Genomic DNA, 16,982 nt, shown 5'->3' on the forward strand with positions numbered 1-16,982 from the left:
GAAGCGGCTTTGGTTCCACCATGGCAGGCGGGAGCGCTGGTCCAGACGCGGCGGCTCTTCAATTTTATGAATGAATGGCTGAAATCATCTGAATATTCACGCTCTGCCAATTGCTGTAGAGGAGAGGTCAATCCGGAAACATGACATGGCCACTTCCTCGTCCGACGCTGCCCCAGCCACCAATCATCTCGCCCTGGCAGCATTGCTGCTCGGCGGCATGGCCATCGGCGGTTCGCCGATTTTCGTTCGCCTGTCGGAAGTCGGGCCCATGGGCACGGCCTTCTGGCGCGTGGCGATCGCGTTCCTGCCGCTGCTGCTTTGGCCCAATCCGGCGGGAGCCATTGTCAGGAATGCCCGCCCGCAGGGCCTGTCCGATTATTTCTGGCTGGCGGCCCCGGGCGTCTTCCTTGCCGCCGATCTCGCGGCCTGGCATCTCGCGCTCCACATGACATCTGTCGCGAACGCTACCCTTCTGGCAAATCTGGCGCCGATCTTCGTCACGCTCGGCAGCTGGCTCCTGTTCAGGTCCAGGGTCAGCGGCGTCTTTCTGATGGGCCTCGCCCTTGCCGTCGTCGGCGTCATCGTGCTCAAGGGCGGGCCGGCCGCGCTTGGCGACGGCCACCTCGCCGGCGATGCGACGGCCGCTTTCGCAGCGGTGTTCTATGCGGGCTATATTCTGGTCATCGGCCGCCTGCGCTCGCGCTTTTCCACGCGGACGATCATGCTGTGGAGTACGGCGACGGCTGCGGTGTGCATGCTGCCGATCGCGCTGATCTTCGAAACCGATCTCCTGCCGCTGACAATGTTCGGCTGGGCGATGCTGGTCGGCCTCGCCTTCGTCTCGCATGCGGGCGGGCAAGGCATGATCACCTTCGCGCTGGCATTTCTTCCGCCGGCCTTCTCCTCGCTGACGCTGCTGCTCCAGCCTGTCGTCGCAGCGATCCTCGCCTGGGTCCTGCTCAGCGAGCCGATCGGTCTCGTTCAGGCGATCGGCGGCGTCATCGTCATCTGCGGCATCCTTGTCGCCCGGCGGGGATGATCAGGCCGAAAGCCGCGCCAGGAACGCCTGATCTAGCCCGGCCTGGCCGAACCAGTTCAGCCGGTTGATACAGACATTGCCGCGATCGATAAGGTCGTTCTCGTCGCCGGCTTCGGTGCTGTGCGCCCGGCCACGCGGCACGATGAGGGTGGTCAGGTCGCCATCGCTGGCCGTGACTTCAGAGCGGGTCGCGATCTTGTCGCGGCCGATGCGCGGCTGCCGGATCGGAGCGGGCAATGAATGCGGGAGATTGACGCCCAGCCAGTGGCCCTCCAGCACCCAGTCCTGCCGCTGCTGCCAGGCGGTCCGGATGAAAGCGACGAGCCATTCGACATCGCCGTCGCCGGGTTCGAAATTCTTCACGCGGGAAAAGCCGATCGCCGGCACGCCCCAGAACGATGCCTCGCGGGCAATGCCCAGCGTGCCGGAATAGACGATATCCTCGGCGACATTCCGGCCATCATTGATGCCCGACAGAACGATGTCGGGCCGTTGCCGATCCTTGAACAGCCAGGTCATCGCGGTCACGACGCAATCCGCCGGCGTTCCCGAACAGGAAAAGCGGCGCGGCTCGATCTCGCGCATCACCAGCGGCCGGCCCACCGTTATGGATGCGCTTGCCGCAGTGCGCTTGCCGTCCGGCGCCACGATCCAGACATCGTCGCTGATCCTGGCGGCAGCTTCGGCAAGCACGCCGAGACCCGGCGCCTCTATTCCATCGTCGTTACAAACGAGTATTCGCATGCGCATGCCTCACAGAAACAGATGGTCGCCGGATATAATGGCGTCGTCGAGCCTCGGCATATGCGCTTTCAGGGCTTGCAACGCGCCACGCTCGCAGGAATGGCCGACCGCCAGTGGCTGACCGGCCTCGTGCCAGATTTTCACGTTTGCCGGCCTCGTCGGGTGCGTCGGCAGGCGGATCCACGCGGCGCGGCCTGCCCCGTGCAGCGAACTTGCCGGCGTATTGGCCGGAATATGGCCGGTCAGCAGAACGGGATAGTCCTGCGCGGCGGCGGCGGCGATGGCTTCGACCGAGGGGCCGGCGCTGCCCATGCCGTCAAAGGTCAGCAAGGGGCAATCGGGCAGCGCATCGCCCTCCGACCAGTCCACCGCCCGTTGCAGCTTGCGCTCAAGCAGCGCGCGGGCGCCATGCTTCAGCGCATTGCCGGCGGAGACCTGCGCCGCAATGGCGTCGCGCATCGACGCATGGACGGCGAAGCGCTCCGGCAGGATGGCGATCAATTCCAATGGCTTGCCCGATAGCGGTACCGGCAGGAGGCAGCCGCTGGACTGTTCTTCTATCCAGGCCTGTATGGCATGGGCGCGATCCGCCCCGGAAATGGCGTCATCGCCATAGGACGCGTCGAAGACCAGCAGGTCGCAGGCCGGTATCGGGTCCATGGCAAAAACGGCGCTGTCGGGAACGATGTCGGCGGTGTAGACGATGCACCTGCCCTCCAGCCTCGCCGCATACCAGACCCCACCGGCGACATGGCCGGAGCGGCCGGTGCCGACCTCGATGCCGCCTATGGTGATATCGTCGCCGGGTTCGAACAGTTCGACATGCGCCGCAAGCTCCGGCAGCGCGCCGAGATGCTCTGCCTCGCCATATTGCGCGAGCATGGCCGGCATCTCGGCCAGCGTTTCCGCCGTCATGGCGATGCGGCCGCGGAAGCCCTGCGCCCAGAGCCAGGCAAGGCCGCCAATATGATCCTCATGCGCATGGGAGATGAACACCGCATCGAGTGCCGCCGCCGCGTCGGCCGCGATCATCGGGTAATAGTCGCGTCCCTTCGCGCCGACCTTGATCCCGGCATCGAACAGCAGGTTTGAATTGCCGTCGGATATGCCGAGGCTGGTGCGGCCCTTTTCACCAAAGCCGCCATGGAAGTCCACGCGCATCAAGCTGCCCCCTCGGCGGGTATGACCCAGCCCGACCCGATGGAAATGCGCGCGGTGGCGCCCTCCTCCAGCCGGTGCGGATCGGCGAGCTCGAAATGCAGGTCGACGGATTCATCCGCCTTGGCGACTGCCTCGATGCGCGAGCCGCCGCCCTTGTAGACGCTGCGCCTGACGATGACGCCGATGGGGCCATCGCCGCCGGCGCGGATATCGGCCGAGCGTATGCACACCTTTGCATCAGCGGTCGCGCCTTGGCCTTTGCGACAGCGGAATTCCGCCTCCTGTCCCAGCACCCGCACCCGGCAGCGACCGTTCGTCTCGCTGGAGAGGACTTCGCACGGCACGACCATGCCCTGCGCGATGAAGGAAGCGACCATTTCCGTTGCGGGCTCCTCGTAGAGTTCGCGCGGCGTCGCGAACTGGATCAGGCGGCCGCGATCCATCACCGCGATCCGGTCCGCGAGGGCCATGGCTTCCGCCTGGTCGTGGGTGATGTAGATGATCGTCGTGCCGGTGCGCTTGTGAAAGGCGGCGAATTCATCCTCCATCGCGGCGCGGAGATGCACGTCGAGATTGGCAAGCGGCTCATCGAATAGCACCAGCGACGGCGCGGATACGAGGCAGCGCGCAAGAGCCACGCGCTGGCGTTGGCCGCCGGAAAGATTGGCCGGGCGGCGGTCGCCATAACTCTGCAGATCGACCAGTGCCAGCGCATCGGCCACCCGCTTTTCCCGCGTCGCCCTGTCGACCTTGGCGACTTTCAGGCTGTAGCCGACATTCTCCGCCACGGTCATGTGCGGCCACAGCGCGTAGTTCTGGAAGACGATGCCGACGCGCCGCAGTTCTGGCGGCACGCTCTGCCCGGGCGCGGACATCACCTCGCCGCCGACGATGATCTGCCCGGCGTTCAATTGCTCGAAGCCCGCCACCAGCCGCAGCAGCGTGGTCTTGCCGCAGCCCGAAGGGCCGAGCACGGCAACGAACTCGCCATTGGCGACATTCATGGAGACATTCGAGACGGCGTCATGATCGCCGAATGTCTTGGTGACGTTTTCAAGCTTCAATCCCGCCATGGGAGTACTCCGGATGGTAGATGCCGTGCAAAGAGGTTGGTGAAGAGCATCAGCACGAAGGTGACCAGCACGGTCAGGGTCGAGACCGCGGCGGCATAATTGGAATCGCCGCCCTGTTCGAACGAGAAGATGACGACGCCGATCGTCTCCGAGCCGGAGGCCCAGAGCAGCGCCGAAACCGTCAATTCGCTGAAAGCGGTCATGAATATCAACACGCCGCCCGCCAGCGTCGCCGGTGCGACAAGCGGGAATACGATGGTCCGCAAGCGGCGATACAGACCGGCGCCGGCGACCTGCGCCGCCTCTTCGAGCGACCTGTCGATCTGATGCAGCCCGCTGATGGTCGGCCGCAGCGCAAGCACCAGGAAGCGGGCGAGATAGGCATAGAGGATGATCCAGATCGTGTTGTAGATGTGCAGCCCGATCACCGGAACGGGTTTGAGAAACAGCAGCAGCGAGGCGATGGCCAGCACCACGCCCGGCAGCGCATAGGGAAGCTCGGCGGAAAGATTGAGGAAACGTGTCCACCAGCGCCTGCGCCAGGTGATGAGATAGGCGAGCGGCACCGCGATCACCACGGCGAAGGCCGCGGCGGCCAATGACAGGCCGAAGCTGTTGAAGAAGGCGCGCCTGGCGGCCGCGTGCTCGAACAGGACGAACTCGTAATTGGCGAGGGTGACCGTCTTCATGGTGAGCGGCACGCCATAGGCCGCGACGAGCGAGGTCAGCAGCAGTCCGAGGATCGGCAGGACCAGGACGATGATGACCACCAGCCACATCAGCAATTCAGCAAGCGGCCGCCACTTTCCAAGCGTGAATGGCGCGGCGGTGAGAGAGGCGGATGTGATGCGATAGTCGCGCCGTCTGGCGGCGAAATCCTGCGCCAGTATCCCCGCCATCGCGATCAGCCCGATCAGCATGGAGAGGACGGCGACCTCCGACAATACTGCGGGCCCGCCGCTTGCAAGCCGCTGATAGATCAATGTCGGCAGGACGAGATAGCCGGCGGGAATGCCGAGAAAGGCGGGAATGCCGAAATTCCCGACGCAGGAGACGAAGGCAAGGGCGGTCGCCCCGATGATGGAAGGCGTCATCAATGGCAGGATGATCGTACCGACCACCGTCCACCGTCCGGCGCCGCTGCTCAAACCCGCCTCGACCAGTTCGCGCGGCAGCTTGCGCAGCCCTGCCCGCACCATCAGGAACACCAGCGGCGCATATTGCACGCCGAGCAGCGCGATGATGCCGCCGGTCGAATAAAGCGGATTGCGGGTGCCAAGCGGCGGCGCCATGCCGATAAGCTTCAGGAAGGGGCTCGCCGGGCCGAAAAGCTGCAGCCATGCAAGGGCCGTCACCTGCGGCGCGATCAGCAAAGGCACGACGTAGAAAAGCACGAATGGGCCACGGCCGCGCACATCGGTCAGGCTGACCAGAAGCGCAACCGCCGTGCCGAGCACGACGGCAAGCAGGGTGCCGCCAATGCCGACCTGAAGCGAATGCAGCGTCGCCGTCCAGGTGGCTGAACCCGAGAGCGCGGCGATGGTGGGGGCCGCCGAGAGGCTGCCCTGAGGCATGACAATTTCGAATGCGAGACGAAACATCGGCACGATGGACAGCATCGCCACGATGATCGCCACGCCGGCAATCAGGGCTCCATCCGAGCCCTGATATTTCCTTGCGCCAGTCAATGGCAAATCAGCCACCGAACATTTGGCCGAACTTCGCCTTGTCGGCATCGGTCTGCTGCAGAACCTTCTGCGTCTCGATCGGCATGACCTTGACCTCGACGCCTTCCGGCAGCCAGCCCGGCCGGCCGATGCTGGGCTTCGCCGGCAGATATCCCTGTTCGAGCGCCAGTTTCTGGCCCTCGTCGGACAGGATGAAGTCGACGAATTTCTGCGCTGCCGGTACGTTCTTGGCGCCGGCCATGATCGCAACCGGCTCGGTGACCGCAGGAACGCCTTCGCTCGGGAACACGAATTCGATCGGCGAACCCTTGGCCTTGGCGTTGAGCGCCATGAAGTCGACAAGAATGCCATAGGGCTTCTCGCCGCTGGCGACCGACTTCAACACCGCGCCATTACCACGGACGCTGACCGTTTCATTGGCCTTCAGCTTCTCGAAATAATCCCAGCCGAACTCGGGATTGGCGACGAAGCCGCTCAGGAGATAGGCCGCAGCGCCCGAATAAAGCGGGCTCGGCATGACGATCGCACCCTTATATTCCGGCTTCGCCAGATCGGCCCAATGCGCGGGCTTGCTCGGAGCGGCCGAATTATAGGCGATGCCGGTGGTGATCAGCTTGCTGCCGAAATAGGTCTTGCCGGCATCGTAGGAATCAGCGGCAAAACCTTCGACATTGGCTTTCTCGTAAGCCTGGAGCTTGTCCTGCTTCTTCAGGCTTTCCATGCTGACGGCATCGGCGATGAGCAGGACGTCGGCCTGGGCGGCACCGGCGGCGAATTCCGCCGCAAGCTTGCTCATGATCTCGCTCGTGCCGGAACGATAGACCTGGACCTCGATATCCGGATTGACCTTCTTGAACGCTTCCACCGTCTTGGCGGCATCGGCATCGGGTTGCGACGTGTACAGGGTAAGATTTTCCGCCCAGGCACTGCCCAGGGCCAGCGAAGCTGCCAGCAGTACCGGCGTGCCCAACAACATTCTTGCGACTTTTTTCATTTTCTTTCTCCTCCCAGGGATTCTGGTGTTCGGTGGAAAGGTTGCGGTTCCACGAAAATCATCCTCCACGCATGGCCGGCCATTGTATAGCTTCGACCATGCTGGCAATGATAGTTCATGTTCATTTGTCACTTGTCAAATACATTTGAACAATGAAGCTTATATGACAGTTTGGGCATGCCAGCAGATATTCCGAAGGGGGAGATTGGGATGGAACAGGCGGAACTTCCGATGACTTCGTCGAATTTGAAGGTGAAGACGGCCTGGCTCTATTATGTCGAGGGGCTGACGCAGGAACAGATCGCGGAAAAGCTGCAGGTGAGCCGGGTAAAGGTGATGCGCACGCTGGCGGCGTGCACGTCCGAAGGCATCGTCGTCACCACCATCAACGGCGTGACGGCAGAGCAGATCGCGCTGGAGCGGGAACTCGAAAAACGCTGGAACCTGTCTTCGGCCATCGTCATCCCGACGCCCAGCAGCGAAGAACACCTCGAAACGGCGATAGGCCATGCGGTGGCCTCCTATCTCGGCGAATCGATGCAGGACGGCATGACGCTCGCCATCGGCGGCGGCGCCACCCTCTATGCCAGCCTGCGCTTCATCGAAAAGCGCCAGCTGAAGGATGCGTCGGTCGTGGCGCTCGTCGGCAGCCTGCCGCATTCCCGCTGGGTCAACCCGTCGATCGTCGCCGCCCGCGTCGCGGAGGCCTATGGGGTCGACAGTTACCAGATCACCGCGCCGGTGGTGGTCGACAATGCTTCCTTGCGCGACGCGCTGTGGCAGCAGGCATCGCTGAAGGACGTCAAGCAGCGCGCGGAGGCGGCTGACATCGCCCTCCTGACCGTCGGGGGCATAACGCCGGAATCGACCATATTCAGGCATGATATCCTGCCGGCGAGCCTGATCGGGCCTTTGACCGCCAAGGGCGCGGTGGCGAACATATTATGCTACGTCATCGACGCGGAAGGACGCCTGATCGACCACGAGGTGAACCGGCAGATCATGGCGATCGACCTTCCGACAGTGGCGCGCATTCCGAATGTGGTGCTTGCCGCCGGCGGAACTGCCAAGACCGAGGCCATCCGCGCGGCATTGAAGGTCGTCGCCGCCAAGGTGCTGATCACCGACAGCGATACCGCCGCGGCGCTGCTGGCGAAATATTAGAGGACGCCGCGGCTGCGCAGGAAATCCATCAACCCCATATGCGTGATCGCCTCGAACTCCGCCGCCGCATCGGCGAACTTCTTGCGCTGCTTGATCAGCATGCCGAACACCTGTTTCATCTCCGACGACACGCCGAAGCGCTCCCAGCGCTCCGCCACATGCGCCGGCAGCTCCAAATCCTTGCAGAAATCGGAAATATTGCCGTAGCCGAGTTCGGCGAGATGGGATTTCACCTCGTCGGCCGGCATGCGCTCTTCCACCGCATGATCGTGAAGCCGCTGCGCCATGAGCCGCAGATCCGCCGGCGACGAACCCATGACCCGGTTGAGAATGGATCTGACCTCATTTGGAAATGGCGGCATGGTGGACTCCAGATTTGCTGTGCCGCCAGTCTAGCCGCAAGCGGTTGGCCGGACCAGAGGATTCTCAGATGAGGTGGCGCTGTTTCAATTCATCCTTGGCGTAGGCGTAGTAGATCGGCGCCGCTATCAGCCCCGAAATGCCGAACCATGCCTCCAGCACGATCATGGCGAGCAGCAATTCCCATGCCCGCGCCTTGATGCGCGACCCGATGATCTTCGCATTCATGAAATATTCGAGCTTGTGGATGATCACCAGGAAGGCCAGCGAACCGACCGCGGCGACGAAGGAAACGCTCAGCGCCACGATCACGATCACCGTGTTGGAGATGAGGTTGCCGATCACCGGCAGCAGCCCGACCAGGAATGTCACGGCGATCATCGTCTTGACGAGAGGCAGATGCACGCCAAAGGCCGGAAGCACCCCGGCGAGGAATATCGCGGTGAAGAAGGTATTGAGCGCTGAAATGCGCAGCTGCGAAAAGACGATGTTGCGGAAGGCATTGCTGAGGAATTCCGCCCGCTCCGTCAGCGCAACGGCCAGCGGCCCGGGCCACCTGCTGTCGGCAAAGGAGGTCAGGGCAATGAGGCCGCCGACGACCATGCCGAGGACGACGCGGATGATCAGCACGCCGATGTCCCTGCCGACGAGTTGCAGCTGCCCGGCATGATCGCGGAGCCAGCGGGCTGCGAGGCTCTCGAGTTCCTCGAGATTGCTCGGGAAATATTCGCGCGCCCAGGCCGGCAGGTGAACCTGCGCCGTATCGATGATCTCCGCCATCTTCTGAAACAGCGAGACGATGCCTTCCGTATTGTCGGCGAGCAGCGAAACGGCGCTCGTCACCCCGACGACGATGAGCACGATGAAGATCAGGCTCAACAGCGCGAGAGCGAGCGTTCGCGTGAATCCGTTCGACACACCGAGGCGGCCGAGAACGGGAGCCGCCATGTGGACGAGACTGTAGACGAGCAGGCCCGACAGCAGGGCCGAGAGCAGACCGAGTTGCAGCACGCCGAACAGGGCGGCCGCGGCCAGAACATAGGAAGCGATCTGGGACTTTGACAATGTTTGCAAATCTGGCACCGGCAATGAGCGATTGGGTCTTGAGTTTTTGTCGCACAGTCAATCCAGCGATTGGCCCGCCCAGTCAAGTAATATCTCCAATCGGCGCCGCACGGCGGACTAGCCCGGATAGGCCAGCTTCCTGATCTGCCGCATATCCCTGACGAACTTCGCGGTTTCCATCTGCTTCGAATCGGCATCCGGAATCCGCAGCAGATAGGAAGGATGAACGGTCGTATAGAGCTGCTGGCCGTCACCGAAAGCCACGGCGCGGCCGCGGAAATCCGCAAGCCTTTCCGTTCTTTGCATCAGGGCGGTCAAGGCCGTTGCGCCGAGCGCGACCACCAGCTTCGGCCGGACGATGCCGAGCTCATGTTCGAGCCACCAGCGGCATGGCCGGATTTCGCCCATGTTCGGCTTCTGATGAATGCGGCGCTTGCCGCGCGGCGTGAACTTGAAATGTTTGACGGCATTGGTGACATAGACCTGCGACCGGTCGAGTTCCGCCTCCTTCAGTGCCGCATCGAGCATCTTGCCCGCCGGGCCGACGAAGGGCTGGCCGGCAAGATCCTCCTGATCGCCCGGCTGCTCGCCGACGAACATGATCCTCGCATCCTGCGGCCCTTCGCCGAATACGGTCTGCGTCGCCGATTTGTAGAGATGGCAGCGCGTGCAATGTTCCGCCTCGTGCCTGACCTCTTGCAATCCTCCCGGCAGCGCTTCGACTTTGGACGCACGCGGTCGGGCGTTGCCGGCCCGCGCGGCGGGCCCGTTCGACGCTGCAATGGTCCAGCCCATGAGCAAGCCTCCTTTGGCAGAACGGAGCTTCACGTCTCCATAAAGTCCGAGGGCACGGCAAATGTTCCCCCGGTCCGCGCGCCTGGGCATTTTCCAGGGCGCGAAAGGAAAGGCGCCGGACTTTCGCCCGGCGCCTTGCGAAACCTCGAAAGAGCCTGCCTGGACTTCAGGCCGCTTCCACCTCGCCGTTCCGCCGCCGATAGACGATGGACGAGAACAGCGACATCAGGATCAAGGCAGCGCCGATCAGGCCGGTGATGACCTCGGGGATGTGCACCAGCGTCTGGCAATACATGATCACTGCGAGCACCAATATCGCGTAGAATGCGCCATGCTCGAGGTAGCGATACTGGCCGAGCGTCTGTTTCTCCACCAGCATGATCGTCAGCGAGCGCACATAGAACGCGCCGATGCCGAGACCGATGGCGATGACGAAGAGATTGGTCGAAAGCGCGAAGGCGCCGATGACGCCATCGAAGGAGAAGCTTGCATCGAGCACTTCGAGATAGAGGAACGCGCCAAGGCCGCCCTTGTGCACGCTGTCCATCTGTTCCTGGGTCGCGTCGAGAATGGCACCGAGACCTTCGACCACGAGGAAGGTGAGCAGGCCATAGATGGCGGAGGTAAGGAAGGTGATGGATTCCGCTCCTTCCAGCTGGCGCGAGAAGAAGATGATCAGGGCCAGCACCACGCCGACCTCGATGCCCTGGATGGAGGCAAAGCGCGAGGCCCGGCTTTCGATGACCTTGATCCAGTGAATGTCCTTCTCATGGTCGAAGAAGAATTTCAGCCCGACCATCATCAGGAACGTTCCGCCAAAGGCGGCGATGCCCACATGGGCTTCATTCATGATGCGCGCATATTCGCCCGGATTGGAAATCGCGAGCTTCAAGGCCGAGATCGGATCGATCCACGCCGCCACGGCGACGATCGCCAGCGGAAAGATGATGCGCATGCCGAACACGGCGATGATGATGCCCCAGGTCAGGAAGCGATGCTGCCATTTCGGCGTCATATCCTTCAGGATCTTGGCGTTTACGATGGCATTGTCGAAGGAAAGCGAAATCTCGAGAATTCCGAGTACGGTACAGATGAACAGAACCGACAAGGCGCCCTGCAATGTTCCCGAATAGACGAACCCTATCCAGGCTCCCAGCGCCAGACCCACGATCGTGAACATGATGGGCCATATGAAGTATCTGTAAGTTGCCATGCGTGTTTCCTGCTCCTGACTCCCGATCTGCATGGGATCCCCCTGCCTAGCCGAAGCTAAGAACAGGAATAGTCGCCCAAATGCAATCTCCCGCCTCCCTTAGAGAGCATAATCCTGTCGTAATCCTGTCGCGGGACGAGGCCGAACAAGGCTATCTCTGCTTGCGAACGCTATAGATAGTGACGGGAAGCGCCGCCCGCCAGCCATCAAAACCGCCAATTGCCTGAATGTGCGAAATCTGCAGCTTGGCGAGATCGCCGCCATGCGTCGACCGCCAGTTGAACAGCAACATCTCGCTTTGCACGGTGACCGCATTGGCGACGAGCCGGCCGCCGGGTTTCAAGGCCTCCCAGCACGTTTGAATGACGCCTTCATCCGTGACGCCGCCGCCGATGAAGACAGCGTCGGGTGCCTCGAGGCCGGTCAGTGCCGTCGGCGCCTCGCCGCATATCAATGCCAGGCCCGGCACGCCGAGGGCGCGGGAATTATGCGTTATGAATTCCTGCCGCGCCTGATTGGCCTCGATGGCGATGGCCCGGCATGATGGATGCGAGCGCATCCATTCGATGCCGATGGAACCGCAGCCCGCCCCCACGTCCCACAGCAGCTGGCCGGGCAGCGGCGCAAGATGCGACAGCGTAACGGAGCGGATATCCCGCTTCGTCAATTGCCCGTCGTGGCGAAAGGCCCCGTCGGGCAGGCCCGCCACCAGCGGCAGGCTGTCCGTATCGGATGAAGGCTCGCCGCATTCGATGGCGAGGACATTGAGATCGGCGCAGCGTCCATGCGGCCAGTCCCTCGCAGTCGCGTCGATGCGGCGCTCGCTCCCGCCGCCCAGATGTTCGAGCACCGTAAGCCGGGAGCTACCGAAGCCGGCATCGCAAAGCAGCCGCGCGGCCGCGGCGGGCGTATCGCCATCATTGCTCAGGACGAGCAGGCGCGCACCGGGCGCAAGATGGGCGCGGATCGTTTCCAGCGACCGGCCATGGACGCTCAGAAGCACGCTGTTCTGGATCGGCCATCCCATGCGCGCCGCGGCCAGCGAGAAGGATGACGGCGCCGGCAGGATGTGCATTTCCTCGGCGGCGACATATCTCGTCAGGGTCGCTCCCATGCCGAAATACATGGGATCGCCGCTCGCCAGCACGGCGACGGGCTCGCCGCGCCGTTCGAGCAGCAGCGGATAGGCATCGGAGAAGGGCGTCGGCCAGGCTATGCGCCGCGCCGAAACCTGCTCGGGCAGATGGTCGAGATGGCGCTGTCCGCCAAAAACCGTTCGCGCTTGCGCCAGCGCATTGCGCGCCGCCTCACCCAGTCCCGAATAGCCATCTTCCCCGATGCCGATGATTGTCAGCCACTGTCTCATCATGTTTCCCGAAACTCGCTGCGCCCTGCATGCCCGAAACCGCGGAACCGGTCAACGACAGGGTGATGGCGGCAGTTGGCAGGCGCAAAGCCATACTGTAGTTTCACCCGATGATTTCCGCTTCCACCATAGACCGCCCGCGAAGCAGCGGCGACCGGCGCTCGGCCTGTCCAGGCCTGTTTCGCATGGTCGAAGCGCGCGATGGCGGCATTTGCCGGCTCAAGCTCACCTTCGGCGAACTGACGGCGCAGCAGGCACGCGGCATCGCCGATGCAGCGCGACGCTTCGGCAATGGCATCATCGATATAACCAACCGCGCCAATCTGCAGCTGCGCGGCGTCGCGCCGGAGCACCGGACGGCGCTGATCGATGCGCTGCTGGCGGCCGGACTCGGTCCCTTGACGGATGAGGGCGACGATGTCCGCAATGTCATGATCAATCCGACGGCGGGTTTCGAGCCGGCGCTGATCGATGCCCGGCCTCTGGGCCTGCAACTGCTCGCGGCGCTGCAAACCCGCACCGACTACCAGTCTCTTTCGCCCAAATTCTGCATCCTGATCGATGGCGGCGAAACCGTCGCCAAGCTCGATCACCCGCATGATCTATGGCTCTCTGCCGCCGATATCGCCGGATCAGGGCCGGGTTTGTGCTTCGGCTTCGCCGGCGTGCCGCCGATCGCCGCCGACGACAGGCCGGCCAGCGGTTTCGTCATGCGCTCCGGGGCCGGCCACTTCATCGAAGCAGTGCTCGATCTCTTCCTGGATTGGCGCGCCGATCGGCCTGAATCGCTGCGCATGCGGCATTTGCTGGCGGAAATGCCGGCGGAAACCATCGTGGCGAAGCTCCGGCAGGGCGCAGGGATAGAACCGGCCGGGAACTGGCGGCGCGCGGCGCCGGACCGTGGCGGACATCTCGGCCGGATCCATGCGGCAGGAGACCATCATCTTGTCGGCGCACTGCCTGCGCTGGGGCGGCTATCGGCGGCATCGATGCAGCGGCTCGCCGCGCTCGCCCTTTCCCATGGCGACGGCCGCCTCCGCATGACCCCGTGGCAGAGCGTGCTCATCGCCGCCACATCGCCGGATATGGCGGCGGCGCTCATTGGCGAGCTGCAAGCGGCTGGCTTCACGACCGATATTCGTGCGCCGCTTGCCAACATGATCGCCTGCTCGGGCTCGACCGGATGCGGCGCGGCATTGGCCGATACGCAGGCGGATGCGGCGCAACTGGCCGACAGGCTTGCCGGCGTACCGGGTCTTCCGCATGTCCACCTGACCGGCTGCGCCAAATCATGCGCTTCGCCATTGGCGCGGCAGGTGACGCTCGTTGCCACTTCTCCCGGGCATTACGACATCTTTCTGCATGCGACCGGTGGACCGTCGCGATTTGGCAAGCTATTGGCTGGCGACCGCACTATCGAGGAAGCCGCCGAATTGATCGGCGCCAGATTTTCCGGCTCCGGGGGGCCATTTGATGCTTGACTATATCCGCGATGGCCAGGCGATCTATGATCGCTCATTCGCCATCATCCGCGCCGAAGCCGACCTCAGCAGGATCCCGGCCGATCTCGAAAAGCTCGCCGTGCGCGTGGCCCATGCGAGCGGCATGGTGGATGTCATCGACGAACTGGCCTTTTCCCCGGGCGCCGGTGATGCCGGCCGGCAGGCGCTGCTGCGCGGCGCCCCGATCCTGTGCGATGCCCGCATGGTATCGGAGGGCGTGACGAGGGCCCGCCTTCCGGCGGCAAACGAAGTCATCTGCACCCTGGGCGAAGCGTCGGTGCCCGAACTTGCCCGCAAGATCGGCAATACGCGCTCGGCGGCCGCGCTTGAATTGTGGCGGCCCCGGCTCGCAGGTTCGGTCGTCGCCTTCGGCAATGCACCGACCGCGCTTTTCCGCCTGCTCGAGATGATCGCGGAAGGTGCGCCGAAACCAGCGCTCATCCTCGGCTTTCCAGTCGGATTTGTCGGCGCGGCGGAATCCAAGCAGGCGCTGGCGGAGAATGATTTCGGCATCCCCTATGTCGTGGTGCACGGCCGGCGCGGCGGCAGCGCCATGGCCGCCGCCGCGGTCAACGCGCTGGCTTCGGAGAAGGAATAATGCCGCACAAAGGACGGCTTTTCGGCCTCGGCGTCGGTCCGGGAGACCCTGAACTCATCACCTTGAAGGCCCTGCGCCTGCTGCGGGCGGCACCGGTGGTCGCCTATCACGCGGCGCGCGGCAAGAAGGGCAATGCCCTTTCGATCGTGGAAGAATACCTGACGGCGGAACAGCAGCTGGTCCCGCTGATCTATCCGGTGACGACGGAGATCCTGCCGGCCCACATGAATTATGATGCGATCGTCAGCGACTTCTACGGCGACATAACGAGGCTGCTGCGTGAACACCTCGATGCCGGGCGCGACGTCGCCGTCATCGCCGAGGGCGATCCGTTCTTCTACGGCTCCTTCATGTATATCCACGACCGCCTGGCCGAACATTACGAGACGGTGGTCGTGCCCGGCGTCTGTTCCATTCTCGGCGGTGCCGCGGTGCTCGGCGCGCCGCTCGTCTACCGGAACCAGACGCTGACGGTTCTGTCCGGCGTGCTCCAAGCCGACGAACTGAAAAGCCGGCTGGCCAATACGGAAGCCGCCGCCATCATGAAGCTGGGCAAGAACCTCGACAAGGTGCGCGGCGTCATCTCCGAGCTTGGACTGATGCACCGGGCCCTCTATGTCGAGCGCGCCACCATGGACGCGCAGCGTATCCTGCCCTTGAGCGAGGTCGATCCCTCCAGCTCTCCCTATTTCTCGCTGATCCTCGTCCCGGGCGAAAAGTGGAAGGGAACCGGAGAATGACCGCACCGGCGCCGATCCTGGTCGTCTTGTCGGCACTCGGGCTCGAAACCGCCCGAAAGATCAAGGCTGGCCTGCCGCAGGCGATCATCCACGGCCTCGCCAGCCGCGCTGCCGGCGCGGACGAGCCATTCGACGATTTCGGCGCCACGATCCGCGGCAAATATCGCGAGGGGCATCCGATCATCGCGCTCTGCGCGGCGGGTATCACCATTCGCGCCCTCGCGCCCATCCTCGGCGAGAAGGGTGCCGAGCCGCCGGTGCTGGCCGTCGCCGATGATGGCAGCGCCGTGGTTCCCCTGCTTGGCGGGACGACAGGCGTCAACCCGCTCGCCCGCACCATTGCATCGATCCTCGGCATAGCGCCCGCCATAACGACATCCGGGGAATTGCGCTTCGGCACGTGCCTGCTCAACCCGCCGCCGGGCTATGTGCTGAAGAACCCGGAGGACGCCAAGACCTTCATCGCCGACATGCTGGCCGGAAAGAAGGTCCGCATCGAAGGCGACGCGCCGTGGCTGGCCGATGCCCGCCTGCCGGTCGACGACGAGGGCGAGCTTCGCATCCGCATAGGCAGCGACGACGCGGCGCCCGGCGAGGCGGAACTCCTGTTCGTGACAACGCCCGAAGCGGCGCCGGCATCGCACCGGCGCGGCCGGCTGGTCGTCGTCGGCCTCGGTCCTGGCGATCGCGACTACATGATCCCCGCCGTTCAGCATGAATTGCAGCGGGCGGAAGACGTTCTCGGCTACGAGACCTATGTGCGCATGGCCGGGCCGTTTCGCCCGGATCAGCGCCTGCACATGACCGACAACCGGGAAGAGATGCAGCGGGCGCGGCACGCGTTCGAACTTGCGGCGGGCGGACGTTCGGTGGTGATGATTTCTTCCGGCGACCCCGGAATCTTCGCCATGGCCGCCGCCGTCATCGAAGCGCTGCACGAATCCGCCGATCCGGCGTGGCATGAGGTCGAACTCGTCGTTCTGCCGGGTGTCTCGGCCGCAATGGCGGCAGCGAGCCGCAGCGGCGCGCCGCTTGGCCATGATTTCTGCATTCTGTCGCTCTCCGACAATCTGAAGCCCTGGGAAATCATCGAGAAGCGCATCGCCCTCGCCGCCGAAGCCGATCTCGCCATGGCGTTCTACAATCCGATTTCGAAGCACCGCCCCTGGCAATTGCCGCGCGCCATCGAAATATTGCGGCAACATCGTTCGCCCGCGACACCCGTCGTTCTCGGCCGCGACATCGGCCGCCCCGGCGAAGCGCTCACCACCATCGCCCTCGGGGAGCTGACGCCGGAACAGGTGGATATGCGGACGGTCATCATCGTCGGCTCCTCGCTCACCCAGCGCTTTCCGCGCGCTGCGGGCGGCGAATGGGTCTATACGCCGCGCTGGTACGGCGCCAAACCGTAGACCGTGACCGCGCCGAAATTCATCGCCGGATGAGCAAACTTCGTTTGACGCCGGCGGACGATGCCGGA

General features: G+C 63.8%; 15 protein-coding genes and 1 pseudogene. 6 read left to right on the plus strand and 10 right to left on the minus strand.

The genetic code is table 11. The features are described 5' to 3' along the window. The first annotated feature begins 145 nt into the window (after positions 1-145). The gene (locus OSJ75_RS04825; protein WP_250020058.1) at positions 146-1,039 is read left to right on the plus strand and encodes a DMT family transporter; all 894 of its coding nucleotides are present in this window, start codon (positions 146-148) and stop codon (positions 1,037-1,039) included. On the opposite strand, the gene OSJ75_RS04830 is transcribed toward OSJ75_RS04825, so the two are convergent. The 5 genes from OSJ75_RS04830 to OSJ75_RS04850 all read right to left on the minus strand — a co-directional run bounded on the left by OSJ75_RS04830 (position 1,040) and on the right by OSJ75_RS04850 (position 6,699). After that, a complete protein-coding gene (locus tag OSJ75_RS04830) occupies positions 1,040-1,783 on the minus strand; it encodes a 5'/3'-nucleotidase SurE (RefSeq protein WP_267227133.1) in 744 nt (247 codons plus the stop codon). Between the two features lie 9 nt (positions 1,784-1,792). After that, the gene (locus OSJ75_RS04835) at positions 1,793-2,944 is read right to left on the minus strand and encodes an MBL fold metallo-hydrolase (RefSeq protein WP_267227491.1); all 1,152 of its coding nucleotides are present in this window, start codon (positions 2,942-2,944) and stop codon (positions 1,793-1,795) included. After that, positions 2,944-4,017, minus strand: coding sequence for an ABC transporter ATP-binding protein (locus OSJ75_RS04840; protein ID WP_267227134.1), 1,074 nt, complete (start codon positions 4,015-4,017; stop codon positions 2,944-2,946). The genes OSJ75_RS04835 and OSJ75_RS04840 overlap by 1 nt, the downstream gene beginning before the upstream one ends. Then, positions 4,005-5,636: an ABC transporter permease gene (locus OSJ75_RS04845; protein ID WP_267227492.1), complete on the minus strand. Its 1,632-nt coding sequence runs from the start codon at positions 5,634-5,636 to the stop codon at positions 4,005-4,007. The genes OSJ75_RS04840 and OSJ75_RS04845 overlap by 13 nt, the downstream gene beginning before the upstream one ends. Positions 5,637-5,712: 76 nt before the next feature. Next, the gene (locus tag OSJ75_RS04850; protein WP_267227135.1) at positions 5,713-6,699 is read right to left on the minus strand and encodes an ABC transporter substrate-binding protein; all 987 of its coding nucleotides are present in this window, start codon (positions 6,697-6,699) and stop codon (positions 5,713-5,715) included. Positions 6,700-6,930: 231 nt separating this feature from the next. Here OSJ75_RS04850 and OSJ75_RS04855 point away from each other — a divergent pair, with 231 nt between their 5' ends. After that, positions 6,931-7,863: a sugar-binding transcriptional regulator gene (locus OSJ75_RS04855; protein WP_267227136.1), complete on the plus strand. Its 933-nt coding sequence runs from the start codon at positions 6,931-6,933 to the stop codon at positions 7,861-7,863. On the opposite strand, the gene OSJ75_RS04860 is transcribed toward OSJ75_RS04855, so the two are convergent. The 5 genes and pseudogenes from OSJ75_RS04860 to cbiE form a co-directional block, all read right to left on the minus strand. Then, positions 7,860-8,225, minus strand: coding sequence for a hypothetical protein (locus OSJ75_RS04860; protein ID WP_250020063.1), 366 nt, complete (start codon positions 8,223-8,225; stop codon positions 7,860-7,862). The two genes, OSJ75_RS04855 and OSJ75_RS04860, sit on opposite strands and share 4 nt — an antisense overlap. A gap of 64 nt (positions 8,226-8,289) precedes the next feature. Then, positions 8,290-9,288: an AI-2E family transporter gene (locus tag OSJ75_RS04865; RefSeq protein WP_252597197.1), complete on the minus strand. Its 999-nt coding sequence runs from the start codon at positions 9,286-9,288 to the stop codon at positions 8,290-8,292. 117 nt (positions 9,289-9,405) lie between these two features. Then, a pseudogene (locus OSJ75_RS04870) lies at positions 9,406-10,050 on the minus strand (UdgX family uracil-DNA binding protein); the annotation flags it as partial. Between the two features lie 199 nt (positions 10,051-10,249). Then, positions 10,250-11,296 (minus strand): DUF475 domain-containing protein, encoded by a 1,047-nt coding sequence (locus OSJ75_RS04875; RefSeq protein WP_250020065.1) that lies wholly within the window; start codon positions 11,294-11,296, stop codon positions 10,250-10,252. Positions 11,297-11,447: 151 nt separating this feature from the next. Then, positions 11,448-12,662, minus strand: coding sequence for a precorrin-6y C5,15-methyltransferase (decarboxylating) subunit CbiE (gene cbiE / locus OSJ75_RS04880; protein ID WP_267227138.1), 1,215 nt, complete (start codon positions 12,660-12,662; stop codon positions 11,448-11,450). Positions 12,663-12,772: 110 nt separating this feature from the next. On the opposite strand from cbiE, the gene cobG reads away from it, so the two are divergent. From cobG to cobJ, 4 genes are read left to right on the plus strand one after another with little or no spacing between them, the layout of a single operon-like run. Then, positions 12,773-14,143 (plus strand): precorrin-3B synthase, encoded by a 1,371-nt coding sequence (gene cobG, locus OSJ75_RS04885; protein WP_267227139.1) that lies wholly within the window; start codon positions 12,773-12,775, stop codon positions 14,141-14,143. Continuing rightward, entirely contained in the window at positions 14,136-14,762 is a 627-nt protein-coding gene (locus OSJ75_RS04890) for a precorrin-8X methylmutase (RefSeq protein ID WP_250020068.1), read from the plus strand. The genes cobG and OSJ75_RS04890 overlap by 8 nt, the downstream gene beginning before the upstream one ends. After that, a complete protein-coding gene (locus OSJ75_RS04895) occupies positions 14,762-15,502 on the plus strand; it encodes a precorrin-2 C(20)-methyltransferase (RefSeq protein WP_267227140.1) in 741 nt (246 codons plus the stop codon). Before OSJ75_RS04890 ends, OSJ75_RS04895 begins: the two co-directional genes overlap by 1 nt. Further along, entirely contained in the window at positions 15,499-16,914 is a 1,416-nt protein-coding gene (cobJ, locus tag OSJ75_RS04900; RefSeq protein WP_267227141.1) for a precorrin-3B C(17)-methyltransferase, read from the plus strand. Before OSJ75_RS04895 ends, cobJ begins: the two co-directional genes overlap by 4 nt. Positions 16,915-16,982 lie beyond the last annotated feature (68 nt).

Origin of the sequence: Phyllobacterium sp. 0TCS1.6A (genome assembly GCF_026420825.1) — a bacterium.
Lineage (GTDB): Bacteria > Pseudomonadota > Alphaproteobacteria > Rhizobiales > Rhizobiaceae > Phyllobacterium.

Coding starts and splice junctions, on each gene's coding strand:
- OSJ75_RS04850 (WP_267227135.1), bottom strand. CDS start 6,699: ATGAAAAAAGTCGCAAGAATGTTGTTGGGCACGCCGGTACTGCTGGCA.
- cobG (WP_267227139.1), top strand. CDS start 12,773: ATGATTTCCGCTTCCACCATAGACCGCCCGCGAAGCAGCGGCGACCGG.
- OSJ75_RS04855 (WP_267227136.1), top strand. CDS start 6,931: ATGACTTCGTCGAATTTGAAGGTGAAGACGGCCTGGCTCTATTATGTC.
- OSJ75_RS04825 (WP_250020058.1), top strand. CDS start 146: ATGGCCACTTCCTCGTCCGACGCTGCCCCAGCCACCAATCATCTCGCC.
- OSJ75_RS04890 (WP_250020068.1), top strand. CDS start 14,136: ATGCTTGACTATATCCGCGATGGCCAGGCGATCTATGATCGCTCATTC.
- cobJ (WP_267227141.1), top strand. CDS start 15,499: ATGACCGCACCGGCGCCGATCCTGGTCGTCTTGTCGGCACTCGGGCTC.
- OSJ75_RS04895 (WP_267227140.1), top strand. CDS start 14,762: ATGCCGCACAAAGGACGGCTTTTCGGCCTCGGCGTCGGTCCGGGAGAC.
- OSJ75_RS04840 (WP_267227134.1), bottom strand. CDS start 4,017: ATGGCGGGATTGAAGCTTGAAAACGTCACCAAGACATTCGGCGATCAT.
- cbiE (WP_267227138.1), bottom strand. CDS start 12,662: ATGAGACAGTGGCTGACAATCATCGGCATCGGGGAAGATGGCTATTCG.
- OSJ75_RS04875 (WP_250020065.1), bottom strand. CDS start 11,296: ATGGCAACTTACAGATACTTCATATGGCCCATCATGTTCACGATCGTG.
- OSJ75_RS04860 (WP_250020063.1), bottom strand. CDS start 8,225: ATGCCGCCATTTCCAAATGAGGTCAGATCCATTCTCAACCGGGTCATG.
- OSJ75_RS04835 (WP_267227491.1), bottom strand. CDS start 2,944: ATGCGCGTGGACTTCCATGGCGGCTTTGGTGAAAAGGGCCGCACCAGC.
- OSJ75_RS04830 (WP_267227133.1), bottom strand. CDS start 1,783: ATGCGAATACTCGTTTGTAACGACGATGGAATAGAGGCGCCGGGTCTC.
- OSJ75_RS04845 (WP_267227492.1), bottom strand. CDS start 5,636: ATGCTGTCCATCGTGCCGATGTTTCGTCTCGCATTCGAAATTGTCATG.